We start from the raw sequence: 15,369 nt of genomic DNA, 5'->3' as shown, positions 1-15,369 counted from the left end.
TCGACAGGTGGACGGGCGCCCGCTCGCGCAGCGCGGTGAGCGCCGCGACACGCAGGTACGGCTGGAGGTTGCCCGGCGAGTTCACGCTGAGGCTCTTCGCCGTGACCGGTCTGAGCACGGAGACGTCGTCCAGCGCGGCGCCGCTGGCGTCCTGGAACGTCCCGCGTCCCTCGGTGCCGGTCGCGACCTCGCAGCTGATGGCCAGGACCGCGGAGCGGTCGGCCCGTGCCGCGGCGACCGCCGTGACCATGTTGGTGATGCCCGGCCCGCCGATGCCGAACGCGACCCCGAGGCGGCCCGAGGCGCGGGAGTAGCCGTCGGCCATGTAGGCGGCACCCCCTCGTGTGCCGCGACGATGGTCCGTACGCCCTCCGTCCCGGTCATCGGCCGCATGAAGGGGTCGTTCAGTCCCCCGGGGACCATGAAGAGGTGGTCGATGCCCTCGGCGGCGAGGGAACTGACGACGCAGGAGGCTCCGTCCATGCTGGGAATCTAACCCGCGACGCGGATCGGGCCGTGTATCCCGCGCCGCGCGTCCGGACACGGCCGGGCGGCACGAGCTCGGTCACCGCCCTCGGGTTGCCGTCGAGGAGGCTTCCGGTTTCCCGTGGGTCGTGGGCGCGGGCCGCCGAGTCAGCTGAACAGGTCCCAGCCCATGCGCACCAGCAGCGCCAGGACCACGATGAGCAGGACCGTGCGCACGAACCCGGAGCCGCGCTTCAGGGCCATCCGCGAGCCGATCTGGGCGCCGACGACGGTGCACGCTCCCAGGGCCAGGCCGAGTCCCCACAGGATGTGCCCGCCCAGGGCGAACACGACGAGCGCGCCCGTGTTGGTGGCGGTGTTGACGATCTTGGCCGAGGCCGAGGCGGTGACGAAGTCCATGCCGAGCACGGCGGTGAAGGCGATGATGAGGAAGACGCCGGTGCCGGGGCCGATGAGTCCGTCGTAGAAGCTGACGGCGAGCCCGGCCAGGGCGACGGCGGCCAGGGCCCGGTTTCGGGTGCGCAGGCGCGGGTTGGGTTCGGTGCCCATGGCGGGCCGGAAGTAGACCATGAGGGCCACGCCCGCCAGAACGACCATGATGACGGGTTTGAGGACGTCGGCGGTGAGCGCGGTGGCCAGCAGAGCGCCGAGTCCGGAGCCGACCAGGGCCAGGCCCGCCGTGGGCCAGACCACGCGCGGTTCGAGCTTGATGCGCCGTGCGTAGGCGACGGCGGCCGAGGCGGTGCCGAAGACGGCGCCGAGCTTGTTGGTGCCCAGCAGGGTGGCCAGGGGGGTGCCCGGGGAGGCGACGAGCAGGGCGGGCAGGAGGACGAGCCCTCCCCCGCCGACGACGGCGTCGACCCAGCCCGCGCCGAGGGCCACCAGAAGCAGGAGGCCGAGGATCTCGGGGTCCACGGTCAGTCCGCGCCGTGGGCGGAAGAGGGGGTGATGGGGTGTTCGGGGTTCATGACCGCTGAGTCTAGACGGGTGAGCGTATGTTCCTTACGGCCGGTATGTGTGGCACACGCGAGCGCCACCTTTACGTCGTAGATTCGTAACGCCTCGACCAGACCACGATCCGATCGCCTGACTGTCCTCCAGGACAAGGAAATGTCACCATGATGGTCGATCGATGCCCTGATAGTCGATATCCGCACGTCATAAGCCCATCAGACGGTATGCATCCTCCGATGCACGTGCCCGCCGATATCGGCCGGACCGCGCCGGATAGCGGCCGTTCGATCCCGGGAATCATCGCAGTCCCGGGGGTCAACGGGAGTGGATGGTGGAGCTTGACGTACTGGGGCCCGTCGAACTGCGCGTCGGCGGTCGACCCATGGAACTCGCCGGGCGCGAACTGGCTCTGGCGGTGGCGCTCGGCGTCGATCCCGACCGCCCTGTCGAGCGGGACACCCTCGTCGACCGGGTCTGGGACGGCAGGTCGGTGGCGCTGTCCACGATCGACGCGAACCTCACGCGCCTGCGCAACCGGCTGCGCAAGATGGGAGCGGCACCAGCGGCGCTCATGTCCCGGGCCGGGGTCTACCGGTTCCAGATCGTGCCCGAGGCGGTCGACTGGCAGCGTTTCCTGCGCCTGCGGTCCGAGGCCAGGCGCGCCCGCCGCGGCGGCGACGATCCCGAGGCCCTCGCCCGATCCCGAGCCGCGCTCGACCTGTGGCGGGGACCTCCCCTGGCCGGGCTGACGAGCCGGTGGGCGTCGGGACTGCGACACACGATGGAGACACGGCACCAGAGCGTCGTGGAGCTGTGGGCCGAAACCGGACTGGCCACCGGGGCCCACGACATCGTGGACGACCTGGTCGACCACACCCACACCTACCCGGCCAACGAGCGCCTGACCGAACTGCTCATGCTCTGCCTGCACGCCCGTGGACGGTCGACGGAGGCGGTCGAGGCGTACCACCGGCTGCGCGAACACCTCGGAGGCCAGGGAAGGAACCCGAGCCCGGCCACCGAACAGACGTTTCGACAGGTGCTGGGCGCCAAACCCGCCGGGACGCGCCAATCCGACCTCGAACCCACCGCTCCCCTACCCCGCCGCCAGCACAACACGCTGCCCCGCGACCTGCCGGACTTCACCGGTCGTACCCGGGAGGTTGGGGAACTGGTCTCCGCCGTGCTCGGCCACCCGCCAGGCGCGACGGGCATCCACGTCATCCACGGGCTGACCGGGATCGGTAAGTCCGCGCTGGCCGTGCGCGCGGCCGTCCTGCTCGGCGAGCACTTCCCCGACGGCCGGCTCCACGTCGAGCTGCACGGTCGCGGGGAGCCGCACCCGCGCAAGACACCGGTGGAGGCGCTACGTGAGCTGCTCTCGACGCTCGGCGTCAACGAAGCGCAGCAACCCACGTCAGAGGCGGAGCTGACGGCACTGTGGCGGGACCACACCGCTGAGGCACGGATCCTGATCGTCCTCGACGACGCGGCCGACATCGCGCAGGTGCGGCCGCTCATCCCCGGTGGGCCGGGCTGCGCCGTGCTGATCACCAGCCGCTGGGCGCTGTCGGAGCTGGACGGAGCGCGCCGACGGCGTCTGTCGTGGCTCTCCGACGAGGAGAGCACCGGCCTGCTGCTCAGCGTGCTGGAACGGCAGAAACCCTCGGAGGCGATCGTCGGGATCGCGCGGTTCTGTGGCGGTCACCCGCTGGGGATCCGGCTGGCGGGTGGAAGGCTCCGGGCGCGCACCGCCTGGACCCCGGAGGACCTGCTCGCCCGGCTCGGGGACGTGTGCGAGGGACTGGACCACATCCGGTCGGGTGACCGTTCGCTGGAGTCAGTGTTCGAGGTGAGTACCCGCGACCTGGAACCGGCCCTGCGGCAGGCCCTCCTCCGCCTCGCACTGCATCCGGGCGACCGGTTCGACGTGTACGCGGCGGCCGCTCTTGTGGGGGTGTCCGCCACACGGGCGGAGACGCTCCTGGAACGCCTCCTGGAGGCGTCCCTCATCGAGGAGCCCAGGGTCGGCCGGTTCGGGATGCACCGCTTGGTGTCCGCCTTCGCCCGACGTGTCCCGGACCTGTCGGTGACCGAACGGCACAGCGCACTCCAGCGGCTGTTCACGTACTACCTCCACTCCTGTGACCGGGCGGACCGCCGGTACGCCCCCGACCGCTACCGGCGCCCCCTGCCGGACACACCCTGCGACCTGCCGCCGTTGCGGTCCCTCTGGGAGGCCTACCAGTGGTGGGACAGTGAGCGGCAGTGCGTTCTCGACATCCTGGCCTGGGGACGGACGCACGGAGGGTTCGAGGCGGCCGAGGCCGACATCGCGCACGCCTGCGCCGCGCTGTTGGACGCCTCCGTCGGGTGGGAGGACGCGGCCGCCGCCCACGAGCGGGCCGTGCTCATCCGGGGCCCCCGAGACCCGCATGGCACTGCGCACGCCCTGTATGACCTGGGCCAGGCGCAGTGGCGACTGGGACGGACGGAGGAGGCCCACGCGTCGGTGACCGAGGCGCATCGGCTGTGGACTCTGGTCGGAGACTCCCTGGGCAGCTCGATCACGCTCAACGAACTGGGAACCATCCTCTATCTGGAGGGGCGGTACGCCGAGTCCGAGCGACTGCACCAGCAAGCGCTGGAGATGGCCGGGGCGGCCGACAACCGTGCGGGCATGGCCGACGCCCTGAACGGCCTCGGCAACTGCGCCCGTGAGATGGGATGCCAGCACACCGCTGTCGTCCATCTGCTGGAAGCGTTGGAGTACTACGGACAGATCGGCAACCTACGGGGCATGGCGCGGAGCAAGGGCGATCTCGCGGGTCCCTACCGATACCTCGGGCACATCACGGAGGCGGTCCGGCTCATCGAGGAGGCGAGTGCCTACTTCGAGGTGTCCGGGGAGCGTCGCCTCGTCGGTGGCGCGACACTCAACCTCGGGGAGATCTGTCGGGCGCGGAACGACGTGGAGGGAGCGCTGGAGCACTCACGAACCGCGCTGGAGGCTTTCCGACAGGTGGGAGAACGGGACGGGGAGACTATGGCGCTGGTCAACATCGGGCACGCTCTGACACGCCTGGGGCGATCGGCGGACGCTCTGTTCTACCTGGAACAAGCGCTGGAGTGCGCGACACGCACCCGCTCCACCCAGCTACACGAGGTCCTGCTCGAACTCGGGCACGCCCACCTCACGTCGGGGGCCGTGGAGTTGGCGGAACGGATGTACGAAAGATCCCTGGCCGAGGCACGTGTGACGGGAACCCTGCGAGGCCAGGCTCAGGCGCTGCTGTCCTCCGACCTGCTCCCGAACCGTACGGGCGGACACGACGGCCCCAATCCGGTGCTCGGGCTTCTCGACCCCTACGAAATAGCCGAGATCCGCTCTGAACTGGCGGTTATGAGCAGTTTCGTCGATCGCTGACGTACCCGAACAAATACCCCTAGGATGCTGCTCGGTCGGAGCCCACAGAGGCTCCGGCCGTTCCTTGTGCGCAAGGACCTCCAGGCCGTCTGCCCCTGGCCGCCACCCGAACCGTTCGACAGAAAGATCGACAATGACGCCGGTCCCGTTCGCCACCGCACTCGTCACCGTCTCGGCCGAAGGATGGTTTCGCTTCCTGGAGTTCGGTCTGAGTGCGGCACCGGCGGTGGTCGACGCACTCACGGGACTTCCCGTGTGAGGCACGCCCCGCTCCTCGTCGGAGCTCCGACAGCCCGGTCGGCCGGGCAGCGCTCATGGTGGGCGCCGCCCGGCCGGCGAGGACGAACCGCCCCAACCGATGGTGTCGAGGCGGGTACGGATCACCGCAGCGAGTTCACCCAGGTCGTCCGGCGGCCGGCTCGTCGGCGCGGCCAGGAGGTCGCCCTCGGGATACCGGGGTGGGGGCACGAACACACGCCTGACACGTAGGGGCGGATGGGTGTGCCGCCGATCTCGTCGGGGTCGCCCGTGTCCGGGCCCCGCCCTCACCTGTACCGGGGCCGAGTGGGACGCCTTCGAGCTCGGGGTCGACGCCGGAGAGCTCCGCGGCGGCGGCCCGTGCGGCGCGCCCGTCGACTGGCACCGCCCCGGAGGGCCCCTTCTGGAGGGTGGGGGCGCAGGCGATCCGTCATGCGGTTCGCAGGCCGGTGTCAGGTCCCCTGCAGGCGGTTCGTCACGTCCCGCGGGCGACGCTCGTGTTCCGACCTCTTCGGAGAGGAGCACGGATGACCGACATCCGATGGCGGACCGGGCCGTTCGGGCCCGGCGCCCGTTCCCAGGCCACCCTGCGCACCGAACGAACCGTCCTGGCGGTCGCCCACCACCTGACCGCGGCCACCCGTCTGGCCGACGTCCTTCCCCTCGTCGAACCCGACCCGCGCGTGCAGGTGGTCTTCACCGTCCCCCCGACCTCCCCGCTCGCCGGTGGCGCGGCCCGGCACGTGCGCGGGCTCGACGCCGTCGTGCTCGACTGGGAGCAGGCGACCGCCCACGAGTTCGATCTGGCGATCGCGGCGAGCCTGGGCGGGCTCGAACAACTGCACGCGCCCGTGCTGACCCTCGAGCACGGGGCCGGTCCCGGCAAGATCCGCCCCCGGTGGCGGGGCCACGGGGCCACTGCCACGCGCGACCTGTCGCGGACCGAGGCGGGCCTGGTCACGCGCGGCCGGGTCATCCCCGCCATGATCGGCGTCCCGCACGAGCGGGTACGTGAGGTCCTGGCGCGCGTCGCTCCCGCCGCCGCACCGGCCGCGCACGTGGTCGGTGACCCCTCCTTCGACCGGATCCTCGCCGGTCTGTCCCGGCGTGACGCCTACCGGCGGGCGTTGGGCGTCGGCGACGGGCAGACCCTGGTGCTGCTGTCCTCCACCTGGCGGCCCCACTCGCTGCTCGGACGCCACCACGACCTCCCGGCCCGGCTCAGCGCCGAACTCGCCCCACACGACGCCCGTGTCGTGGCCGCCCCGCACCCCGGGATCTGGGAGTGGCACGGACGCCGCCAGGTACGGGCGTGGCTGAGCGGCGCCGAACGCCACGGCGCCCTGCTGCTGCCCCCGGAGAACGGCTGGCAGGCGGCTGTGGTCGCCGCCGACCTGGTCATCGGCGACCACGGCTCGGTGAGTTACTACGCCGCGGCGGCGGGACGCCCCGTCCTGCTCGCGGCCTTCCCGAGCGAGGACGTGGTCCCCGCCTCGCACAGCGACCTGCTCGGCCGGTCGGTGCCGAGGCTGGACACCGACCGGCCGCTGTGGCCACAGGTGCGGGCGGCGGTGGCCGAACACGTCCCCGAGCGGGCGAGCTGGTACTCGTCGCTGCTGACCTCGGCTCCCGGTGGTTCGGCCCGACTGTTGCGCGAGGGGATCTACCGGCTGATGGGGCTGCCCGAGCCCGACCACCCGGCCGCCGGTCTCCCGGCTCCGGTGCCGACACCGCTGGAGCCGCTGTTCGGACGGGCGGTGGCGTCGTGAGTGCGTGGCGGGTGAGGGCGCGGCTGTCCGGTCACCGTTGCGGGGTGGTGTGTGTCGACGACCAGTGGTGGGCGACGGCCCGGGATCACGTCCGCCACCTGGCGGACGTGGTCACCGGCCCCGGAGACGCGGACCTCGCCCGGCGGTGGCTGGCGGAGTCGCCCGGGTGCCGGGTGGTGGCCGCCGACGGCGGTCGGCGGTGGTGGATCGCGGTGCGCGGCCACGGGGACGTGGCCGTGGGCGGCGCGGTCGGCGTGGGACGGATCCAGGCGGCGCTGGCGCTCGCGCACACGGTGTCGGCGCTGGGTCCGCCGTGGACCGGCGGGAGCTGGCTGGAGCCGGTGGTCGCCGAGGCGCTCACGGCTCCGGCTCGTCCAGTTCCCGGAGGCGTCGAGCTGTCGCTTCGGCTTGCGGGGCGCCCAGTTCGGTATAGATGGCGTGCGCGGTGCGCAGGTGGTCGCGTTCGGTCGGTTCCCGCCGCCTGATCCGCGCCGACCTGGCCAGGAGGTCGTGGACGCGCGCCTGTTCGAGCCGGGCCCCGCACCGTTCGACGGCGGTGAGCGCCCCGGTGAGCGCGTCCTCGGCCTCGTTCGTGCGCGTCTCGTCCAGCAGGCAGCGGGCGCGGGCGATGAGTGTGCGGCCGACCATGTAGTCGTCGCCGTCGGTGGCGAAGTAGGCGTGGGCGCGGCCGAAGTGGTCGGCGGCGCGGGAGTGGTGGCCCAGGCCGCGGTGGGCCTCGCCGAGGTGGCGGTGCATCATGGCCACGCCGCGCTCGCGCCCGTGGCCCGCGAAGATCTCCTGGGCTCGGGTGAGGTGGTCGACCGCGGGGGCGTACCGCTCCTCGGCCAGGGCGGCGGTGCCCAGGCCCTCCAGGGCCGAGGCGCGGCCGTAGGGGTGGTCGGCCTCCTCGAACAGGCGCAGCGCCTCGGTGTGGTGTTCGGTCGCGATGTCGGGGCGGCCGAGTTTGAGGTGGGCCTGGGCGAGGGTCATGAGGATGCGGCCGGTGGCCGCCGGGTCCTCGAGGGCTCGGGCGGACGCCAGTGCGGTGGCGTGGGTGCGCAGCCAGGTGTCGAAGTGCTGGCGCAGGGTGAACAGGGAGCGCAGGGCTTCGCACAGCTGCCATGTGGCCTCATGGCGGCCGGTGGTGTGGCACAGGGTGATGAGGGCGTCCAGGGCGGGGAGTTCGGCCTCCAGCCAGGCGAGTGCGGTGGCGTGGTCGGCGAACGGAGGGGCGGCGCTCCTCGCCTCGGCGTAGCGGGGGCCGAGGTGCCAGCGGCGGGGGTTGAGTGTGAGGTCGGCGGCGGTGGCGACGCGCAGGTAGTGCTCGACCAGACGGTCCAGGGCGGCCTCGCGCGGGTGGTCGGGTTCGTCTCCGCGGGCCTTGGCGCGGGCGTGGTCGCGGATGAGGTCGTGGAAGCGGTGGCGACCGTCGGTGTCCTCCTGGAGGAGGTTGGCCTCCAGGAGGGTCTCGAGGCGGTCCTCGGTGTCGTAGCCCTCTCCCCCGTCCAGCGCGATCGCCGCGTCGAGGGTGATGGTCGGGCCGGGGTGGAGCCCGAGGAGGCGGTACAGGCGGGCGACGTCGTCGGGCAGGGCGGCGTAGGAGGCGTCGAAGACGGCGGTGACGGAGCTGTCGTGGTCCCGGCTCAGGGCGGGGAGGCGGCGGTGTTCGTCGGAGAGTTCCTCGACCACGCGTCGCGCGGGGCGGCCGGGGCGCAGCCGCAGGCGTCCGGCGACGGCTCGCAGGGCCAGGGGCAGTCGGCCGCACAGGTCGACGAGGCTGCGGGAGGTGGGTCCGGTGAGGTCGTCGCGGTGGTCGGCGAGCAGGGCGTCCAGCAGGGCGACGGCGGCGTTCGGGTCGAGGGGGCGCACGTGGACGAAGCGGGCGCCCTCGGGGAGGAGTCCGAGCAGGTGGAGGCGGGTGGTGACGACGACGCGGTGGGCTCCCTCACCCGGCAGGAGTGTGCGTACCTGCGCGGGTGAGACGGCGTTGTCCAGGAGGAGGGCGAGGCGTTTGCCGTGGGTGCGGCTGCGGAACTCGGCGGCGCGTGGTTCCAGCCCCTGGGGGATCTGCGCGGCGGGGACGCCGAGGGCGCGGAGGAAGCCGTCCAGGAGGACGGCGGGGTCGGTGGGGACGGCCCCGGTGAAGCCCGCGAGATCGGCGTGGAGCTGACCGTCGGGGTACTGGTCGGCGGTCTGGGCGAGGAGGCGGGCGGCGAGCGCGGTCTTGCCCACTCCCCCGGTGCCGACGAGGACGGCCAGGTCGGTGGTCGCGCCCGGCGGGGTGTCGGCGAGTTCGCGGAGTTCGTGGACGCGGTCGGTGAACTCGGCCGGTGGCGGTGGAAGCTGACGGGGTGGCCCGGTCCGTGGTGCGGGCGGGTGGAAGTGGACGCCGCCGTGGAGTGCGCCGGTCTGGACGATGTTGGCCGGGGTGGAGAGGTCGGCATGGTTGTGCGTGAGTCCAGGGTGTTTCGGGGAGTTGTCCATGGAACCTCACGCTGTGGGGTTTTGGCGAGGGTTGTGCCGTTGCAGAGGGGTTAATGCCGGACTATGCGATCCCTGGCGTTCCCAGGCGGGAAGGATTTCACACCCACAGTCGCATCGTGGACGCGAAGGGCGAGGACGATGCCGACGTGGCGCCGTGGACCACGGCACCACCTTTACATCGTAGATTCACCCATCGGGAGGGAGCCAGGGGACGGCTGGACGCCCACCGGCGAACGGCATCCCGCACCACGACTGATTTTCCCACCACAACCCCACCACACAACCGAATCCGTGGGCACTTCGATATTTTACGAAAGAATCCCTTGTCAAGCGGTGTGGCGTTTGCGAAGGTGAAGGAACGCACAGGAGTGTGGGGCATCACATCCCACTCCCCGACCATGGGCGTTCGGGGGGGTTCCCGCGGCCACGGGCCCGGTCGAACACGTCACTCCTGCCCCGTTCTCTGCCGAGGGAAGCCGTCATGCCCACAGTCGCCAGCACGGTCGTCGCACCCGGGATCTCCGTCCCTCCCACGGGCGACCTCCCACTCGTCGGCGATACCACCGACCTCCCCGCGCACCTGTCCTGCCGACTCCCCCACACACCGTGCGCCGCCGGCCGTGCCCGCAGGAGCGTGGAGGACTTCCTGCGTGAGCGGGGCGGGGACGTCCTCGGCGACGCCGCCCACCTGATCGTCTCCGAGTTGGTGACCAACGCCGTCCGGCACGGGCGGCCGCCCGTCGACCTGACGTTGACCTGGCTGGACGGCCACACACACCGCCCCAGGCTGCGTGTGGAGGTCCTGGACCGCGGAACCTCGGGCTGCCCGGCGCTCAGTACCGGGTTCGGCGACGACCGGGCCGAGGGGGGCCGGGGCCTGATGCTCGTCGAGGCGTGCAGCGACCGCTGGGGAGCCTCCCCCCACACGGACGCGGGCCTGCGCGTGTGGGCCGAGATCGCAGGGCCCGAGACCGGGGACTGAGCGCGGCGGCGGCGGAAGGGGAAGCGGTGGCGCCCAGGGGCAGGGGGCACCGCCGCGGTCGCGGGGTTGAGGAACACCGGAACGAGAACCCGCGCCAAGCACTTCGCCCCGGCCCGCCACTTCTGGGGGCATGCCGGTCGAGCTTCCTCACCGATGAGCGGGCGGCCCGCCACGGCCCGAACACGGGGGAGGAGCCCGGCCCCGGGATCAGGTGAGTTCGAGGCCGCCGTCGACGGTGAGGACCTGCCCGGTGAGCCAGGTCGTGCCCGGGTCGGCGAGCCGCAGCACCCACTGGGCGACCTCGTCGGGTTCACCACGGCGGCCCAGCGGGATCTGCGCGGCCTCGGCCTCCTTGACCCGAGCCGCGTCGGCCTCGGTGAGCCCGGCGGCCGACAGGGCCTCGCTTTCGGTGGGGCCCGGCGCCAGGGCGTTGACCCGTACCCCCTCGGGGGCCAGTTCCAGCGCCCAGCAGCGCGTCAACTGCTCGACGGCGGCCTTGGAGGCCGCGTAGTGGGCGGCACCGGGCAGCGGCCGGTGGCCATAAGTACTGGAGACGTTGACGATCGTTCCCCTCCGCTCGCGCAGGTGCGGCAGGGCCGCGGCGGCCAGGAGGCTGGGGGCGGTGACGTTGAGCGCGAACAACCCGGCGACGCGGTCCGCATCGGTTTCGGCCAACGGCATCATCGCGGTGGCGCCGGCGTTGTTGACGAGCACGTCGATACGGCCCCAGCGTTGCGTCGCGGCCTGGACCACCCTGGCGGGGGCGTCGGGGTCGCGCAGGTCGGCGGAGTGGGCGGCGATGCCGGGGTGGTGGGCGGCGGTGGCCTGGAGCGCCTCCTGGCGCCGGCCCACCCCCAGGACGCGGGCTCCGGCGCGGGCCATGGCGATCGCGGTGGCGCGGCCGATGCCCGATCCGGCGCCGGTGACGATGGCGACCCGGCCGTTGAGGTCGGTGTGCTGGTGGTGCTGCGGCTCGGTCAACCCGACTCCTTTGTTCGTTGTTCGTCGAATATCGAACAAGGTAGCATGGAGGCATGAGACGCGCACACCACCCGGCCACCGAGGAACTGTCGTTACCCGAGGTGATGGCGGCGCTCAGCGACCCGCTGCGCATCGGGCTCGTACGGGCGCTCGCCGACGGCGCCGAGCGCGGGTGGGGAGAGTTGTGGGCGCCGGTGGCCAAGTCGACGCTCAGCCACCACCTGCGGGTCCTGCGCGATGCGGGGGTGACCCGCACCCGCCAGGAGGGCACCCGCTGCTTCGTCACGCTGCGCCGCCAGGACCTGGACGAGCGCTTCCCCGGACTGGTCGGGGCTCTGCTGGAGGCCGCCGGCGCCGAGGACGTGAACGGCGGCGTCCACCTCGCACCCGGCTCCGACTCCACGGCCGCTTGCCGCTGACGGCGACTGGAGGCCACCCGGCGCCACACCCCGCCCACCCGGGCCGACACGGAAGCCGCGGTCGCACACCCGCCCGGCGGCGAGTCACCCGGTGAGCCCTTGGCGCGGGTCCTCGTTCCGGTGTTCCTCAACCCCGGCCCGCGGGGCCGGTCAGGAGCGGCTCCGGCCGCGCTCCGCACCGGCCGTGGTACGGGCGGCGGTCACGCCCCCTCCCCCATGTCCGGCAGGTGCCGCACGATCCGCTCACGGTCCGGTTCCATCCACGGCGGCAGCCGCAGGGACCGGCCCAGCTCCAGGAGGGGCTCATCGACGTCGAACCCGGGGCCGTCGGTGGCGATCTCCAGCAGCGCACCGCCGGGCTCGTTGAAGTAGACCGAGGTGAAGTAGCGGCGGTCCCGGATCTCGGTGACGTCGACGCCGTCCTCCTCCAACGTCCGCCGCCAGGCGTCCTGGACCGGACGGTCGGGGGCGCGGTAGGCGACGTGGTGGACGGTCCCGGCGGCGACCAGGCCGCGCTCCGCGGCGGGGTCGGCCACGACGTCGACGATGGTCCCCACGCCGGGCGCCGCGGCGCCGGTGCGAAACCGCAGGCGGTCCGCGGCCTCGTCGACCAGGCAGAAGCCCAGTTGCTCCCCGAGCATCCGGGCGGTCTGCTCGGTGTCGTGCTCGGTGAGGGTGACCGACCGGATGCCCCGGACCGCGTGCTCGGCGGGCACCCCTGCGCCGTCCCAGGGGTCGGTGTCGTGGGGGTCGGCGCTGGCGGCGAGTTCGATCACCAGACCGTCGGGGTCGCGCAGCGTCAGGACGTCCTCCTCGGCGCGCTCCGCGGGCCGGGTGGCGACGATGTTCAGCGCGGCCAGGTGGTCGGCCCACCAGCCCAGTGATCCCTCGGGCACCGACAGGGTCGTGGTGGTGGCCTGTCCGGCGCCCGGGCGCCCGGGCGCCCGCGCGGGGCGTCGGGCCAGGGGAAGAAGGTGAGGATGGTGCCGGGGTTTCCCGCGCGGTCGCCGTAGTAGAGGTGGTAGGTGTCGGGGCGGTCGAAGTTCACCGTGCGCTTGACCAGGCGCAGTCCCAGCACGGTGCGGTAGAAGTCGGCGTTGGCCCGGGGATCGGTGGCGATCGCGGTCACGTGGTGCAGGCCCGTGGGGCGCACGTCCATGTCGTCACCTTCCGTCGCTTCCGGGCGCACCCGCCCAATGTAGTTTAATTTTAAACAAAACCTCGCATCACGTCCTCCCCTCCCCCGAACGGGCCAAAACCCCGGTGCGGTCCGTGGCGGGTTCGGGGAGGCGGCGCAGGCGCAGCCCCGCCAGGGCCGCCGCCGCGCACAGTACGAGGGCGTAGACCACCGCGCCACCCCAGCCCACGGCGTCGTAGACCAGCCCGCCGCACCAGCTGAACAGGCTCGCCCCCAGGTAGTAGGCGAGTGTGTAGACGGCCATGGCCTGCGCCCGGCCCGCCACGGCGCGCCGCCCCACCCAGGCCGACGCGCCGGCGTGCGCGGCGAAGAACGCGAAGGTCAGCACCAGCAGGGCCGCCACCAGACCGACCAGGGACGTGGTCACCAGTGCGGCCAGCCCCGCCGCCATCAGGGCGGTCGCCGACACCAGCACCGCGTAGCCGCCAAAGCGCGCGGTCACCGCACCGGCCGCCGCCGAACCGAGCATCCCGGCCGTGTAGGCGAGGAACAGCAGGGAGGCCGTGGACTGGGACAGGGCGAAGGGTTCTTGCACGAGCCGGAACCCGAGCAGGTTGTACACGGTCATGAACGCGCCCATGAGCAACAGCGCCTGGGCGTACAGGGCGGGCAGCCCGCGTGTGGTCAGCGCCGCGCGGAGCCGCCCGCGGGGTCGCGGCCCCGAGGAGGGGACGCGTGCGCGACCGGTCGGGCTCCCCCTCCGCCCACGCGGCAGGACCAGGACGAACACGGCCAGCGCGATCGCGCCCAGCAGCGTGTTGGCGGCGATCCCCCACTGCCAGCCGCCCAGGTCGGCGGCGAACCCGGCCAGGAGGCGCCCGCCCATCCCTCCCAGGGGGTTGCCCGCGATGTACAGCCCGGTGGCGCGCGGGGCGTCGGCGGGGTGGATCTCCTCGGCGAGGTAGGCGATGGCGGCCGCGGGCACTCCGCCCAGGGCCGCCCCCTGGAGGGCGCGCACGACCAACAGCGGGGACAGGTCGGCGGCGAAGGGCGCCAGGGCGCCCAGGAGGGTGGCCGTCACCAGGGAGAGGGTGATGACGCGGGCCCGGCCGATCCGGTCGGCGGCGCCGCTCCAGACCAGGCTGAACCCGGCCAGCCCGCCGGTGGCCAGGGAGGCGGTCAGCGCCGCCTGGGCGGCGGAGGCCTCGAAGCCCTCGGCGATGGCGGGCAGGATCGGTTGGACCGACCAGAGCTGGGCGAAGGTGGCCACGGCGGCGGCGACCATGGCGACGACGGTACGACGGTAGGCGCGGGTGCCCGCGCGCGGACGGGTGTCGTGGACGGGCGCGGAGCCGCTGGTCGGGGACATGCTCCCACGCTAGGAAGCGGCGTTTCATACGTCCAATGCATGTTTTGTGGTTGTTCCATACTGATATGTATGGATACCTCGGAAGCCCTGGTCCAGGTGTTGGCGCCCCGGCTGCGCATGGTCGCGGCGGTGGCCGAGACCGAGCACGTCACACAAGCCGCCGAAGCGCTGGACACGCCCCAACCGACGTTGAGCCGTGCCCTGGCCCGGCTCCAGGAGGAGTTGGGCATGGCCCTGGTGGAGCGGACGGGGCGCGGGGTGCGGTTGACGCGGGCCGGCCGTCTGCTGTTGCCGCACGTGCGGCGGGCCCTGGAGGACCTCCGGGCGGGGTTGGCCGAGCTGACCGACGCCGAGGAGGGCCGGGTGGCGCTGACCTTCCTGCCGACACTGGGGGTGGAGGTCGTTCCGGCGCTGCTGCGAGGGTTCCGGGCGCTGCATCCGGGGGTGCGGTTCACGCTCACGCAGGAGGCGTGGGCGGAGTCGCTGCGGAGGGTGTCCTCGGGCGGCGCTGACTTGGCGCTGACCTCCCCCCTGCCGTCGCGTCCGGGGTTGGCGTCGGCGACGCTGCACACCCAGGAGCTCCGGTTGGTGGTGCCCGAGGGACACACGCTGGCCGCGGTCGTGGGCGGGGTTCGGGTGTCGGAGGCGGCCGGTGACGAGTTCATCCTGCTCAAGCCGGGGCGCGGGGTACGGCACCTGACCGACCGGTTGTGTGATCGGGCGGGCTTGACCCCCGGGGTGGCCTTCGAGGCCGACGACATCGCGACGGCTCGGGGGCTGGTCGCGGCGGGGTTGGGGGTGTCGGTGCTGCCCGCACGGCCCCGGGGCCCGCTGGGCGGGACGGTGGAGTTGGCGCTGCGGGGGGCGGACGCCACCCGGCCGATCGGGGTGGTCTGGCCGGAGGAGGGGTCCGGAGGCGGGTACGAGCCTCCGGCGGTGGCGCTGTTTCGCGACCACGTGCGCCGGGTGGGTCCGGTCCTCATCCCCGACCTGACGGGCTGAGCGGGCCGGTCTCCGAGCGGCCGGAGGACCCGTACGGCCAGAAAACCGTCATGGACTGGCCCTATTGGTTGACTGCTCCCCTCCCCGAAGGGAAGGGGAT

The 15,369-nt window shown here is 72.8% G+C and carries 10 protein-coding genes and 2 pseudogenes; 6 read left to right on the top strand and 6 right to left on the bottom strand.

The window, feature by feature from the left end:
* Nucleotides 1–208: 208 nt before the first annotated feature.
* Together KIK06_RS29240 and KIK06_RS06920 are read right to left on the bottom strand one after the other, a co-directional pair.
* Nucleotides 209–423, bottom strand: a pseudogene (locus KIK06_RS29240) (thiamine pyrophosphate-binding protein); the annotation flags it as partial.
* Between the two features lie 210 nt (nt 424–633).
* Nucleotides 634–1,401, bottom strand: a complete 768-nt coding sequence (locus tag KIK06_RS06920; RefSeq protein WP_017597665.1) for a sulfite exporter TauE/SafE family protein — start codon at nt 1,399–1,401, stop codon at nt 634–636.
* A 367-nt stretch (nt 1,402–1,768) separates the two neighbouring features.
* Here KIK06_RS06920 and KIK06_RS06915 point away from each other — a divergent pair, with 367 nt between their 5' ends.
* From KIK06_RS06915 to KIK06_RS06905, 3 genes are all read left to right on the top strand, one after another.
* The gene (locus KIK06_RS06915) at nt 1,769–4,867 is read left to right on the top strand and encodes an AfsR/SARP family transcriptional regulator (RefSeq protein ID WP_268642473.1); all 3,099 of its coding nucleotides are present in this window, start codon (nt 1,769–1,771) and stop codon (nt 4,865–4,867) included.
* 133 nt (nt 4,868–5,000) lie between these two features.
* Nucleotides 5,001–5,126, top strand: a complete 126-nt coding sequence (locus KIK06_RS06910) for a hypothetical protein (RefSeq protein ID WP_017597667.1) — start codon at nt 5,001–5,003, stop codon at nt 5,124–5,126.
* Nucleotides 5,127–5,652: 526 nt separating this feature from the next.
* Entirely contained in the window at nt 5,653–6,894 is a 1,242-nt protein-coding gene (locus KIK06_RS06905) for a hypothetical protein (RefSeq protein WP_268642472.1), read from the top strand.
* A 357-nt stretch (nt 6,895–7,251) separates the two neighbouring features.
* Here the strand turns inward: KIK06_RS06905 and KIK06_RS06900 are convergent, their stop codons facing one another.
* Nucleotides 7,252–9,378, bottom strand: coding sequence for a tetratricopeptide repeat protein (locus KIK06_RS06900; protein WP_268642471.1), 2,127 nt, complete (start codon nt 9,376–9,378; stop codon nt 7,252–7,254).
* A 481-nt stretch (nt 9,379–9,859) separates the two neighbouring features.
* Here KIK06_RS06900 and KIK06_RS06895 point away from each other — a divergent pair, with 481 nt between their 5' ends.
* Nucleotides 9,860–10,360: an ATP-binding protein gene (locus tag KIK06_RS06895; RefSeq protein ID WP_017597670.1), complete on the top strand. Its 501-nt coding sequence runs from the start codon at nt 9,860–9,862 to the stop codon at nt 10,358–10,360.
* Between the two features lie 207 nt (nt 10,361–10,567).
* Here KIK06_RS06895 and KIK06_RS06890 read toward each other — a convergent pair whose 3' ends face one another.
* A complete protein-coding gene (locus KIK06_RS06890) occupies nt 10,568–11,341 on the bottom strand; it encodes an SDR family NAD(P)-dependent oxidoreductase (RefSeq protein ID WP_268642470.1) in 774 nt (257 codons plus the stop codon).
* 53 nt (nt 11,342–11,394) lie between these two features.
* On the opposite strand from KIK06_RS06890, the gene KIK06_RS06885 reads away from it, so the two are divergent.
* Nucleotides 11,395–11,760: an ArsR/SmtB family transcription factor gene (locus KIK06_RS06885; protein ID WP_017597672.1), complete on the top strand. Its 366-nt coding sequence runs from the start codon at nt 11,395–11,397 to the stop codon at nt 11,758–11,760.
* Between the two features lie 200 nt (nt 11,761–11,960).
* On the opposite strand, the pseudogene KIK06_RS06880 reads toward KIK06_RS06885, so the two are convergent.
* Both KIK06_RS06880 and KIK06_RS06875 read right to left on the bottom strand, forming a co-directional pair.
* Nucleotides 11,961–12,919 (bottom strand): annotated as a pseudogene (locus KIK06_RS06880) (ring-cleaving dioxygenase).
* Nucleotides 12,920–12,986: 67 nt separating this feature from the next.
* Nucleotides 12,987–14,267, bottom strand: a complete 1,281-nt coding sequence (locus KIK06_RS06875; RefSeq protein WP_268642469.1) for an MFS transporter — start codon at nt 14,265–14,267, stop codon at nt 12,987–12,989.
* Nucleotides 14,268–14,336: 69 nt separating this feature from the next.
* On the opposite strand from KIK06_RS06875, the gene KIK06_RS06870 reads away from it, so the two are divergent.
* The gene (locus KIK06_RS06870; RefSeq protein ID WP_017597675.1) at nt 14,337–15,269 is read left to right on the top strand and encodes a LysR family transcriptional regulator; all 933 of its coding nucleotides are present in this window, start codon (nt 14,337–14,339) and stop codon (nt 15,267–15,269) included.
* Nucleotides 15,270–15,369: the final 100 nt, after the last annotated feature.

The organism is Nocardiopsis sp. EMB25, assembly GCF_026797795.1.
In the GTDB taxonomy this organism is placed as follows: Bacteria; Actinomycetota; Actinomycetes; order Streptosporangiales; family Streptosporangiaceae; genus Nocardiopsis; species Nocardiopsis lucentensis.
Note: the sequence above shows the minus strand (reverse complement) of the source record. Positions and strands in the feature narration are given on the sequence as shown.

Bases quoted from the DNA above. Each gene is read 5' to 3' on its own strand.
- KIK06_RS06885 (WP_017597672.1), top strand. From the start codon at position 11,395: ATGAGACGCGCACACCACCCGGCCACCGAGGAACTGTCGTTACCCGAG.
- KIK06_RS06895 (WP_017597670.1), top strand. From the start codon at position 9,860: ATGCCCACAGTCGCCAGCACGGTCGTCGCACCCGGGATCTCCGTCCCT.
- KIK06_RS06900 (WP_268642471.1), bottom strand. From the start codon at position 9,378: ATGGACAACTCCCCGAAACACCCTGGACTCACGCACAACCATGCCGAC.
- KIK06_RS06915 (WP_268642473.1), top strand. From the start codon at position 1,769: ATGGTGGAGCTTGACGTACTGGGGCCCGTCGAACTGCGCGTCGGCGGT.
- KIK06_RS06905 (WP_268642472.1), top strand. From the start codon at position 5,653: ATGACCGACATCCGATGGCGGACCGGGCCGTTCGGGCCCGGCGCCCGT.
- KIK06_RS06870 (WP_017597675.1), top strand. From the start codon at position 14,337: ATGGATACCTCGGAAGCCCTGGTCCAGGTGTTGGCGCCCCGGCTGCGC.
- KIK06_RS06875 (WP_268642469.1), bottom strand. From the start codon at position 14,267: ATGTCCCCGACCAGCGGCTCCGCGCCCGTCCACGACACCCGTCCGCGC.
- KIK06_RS06910 (WP_017597667.1), top strand. From the start codon at position 5,001: ATGACGCCGGTCCCGTTCGCCACCGCACTCGTCACCGTCTCGGCCGAA.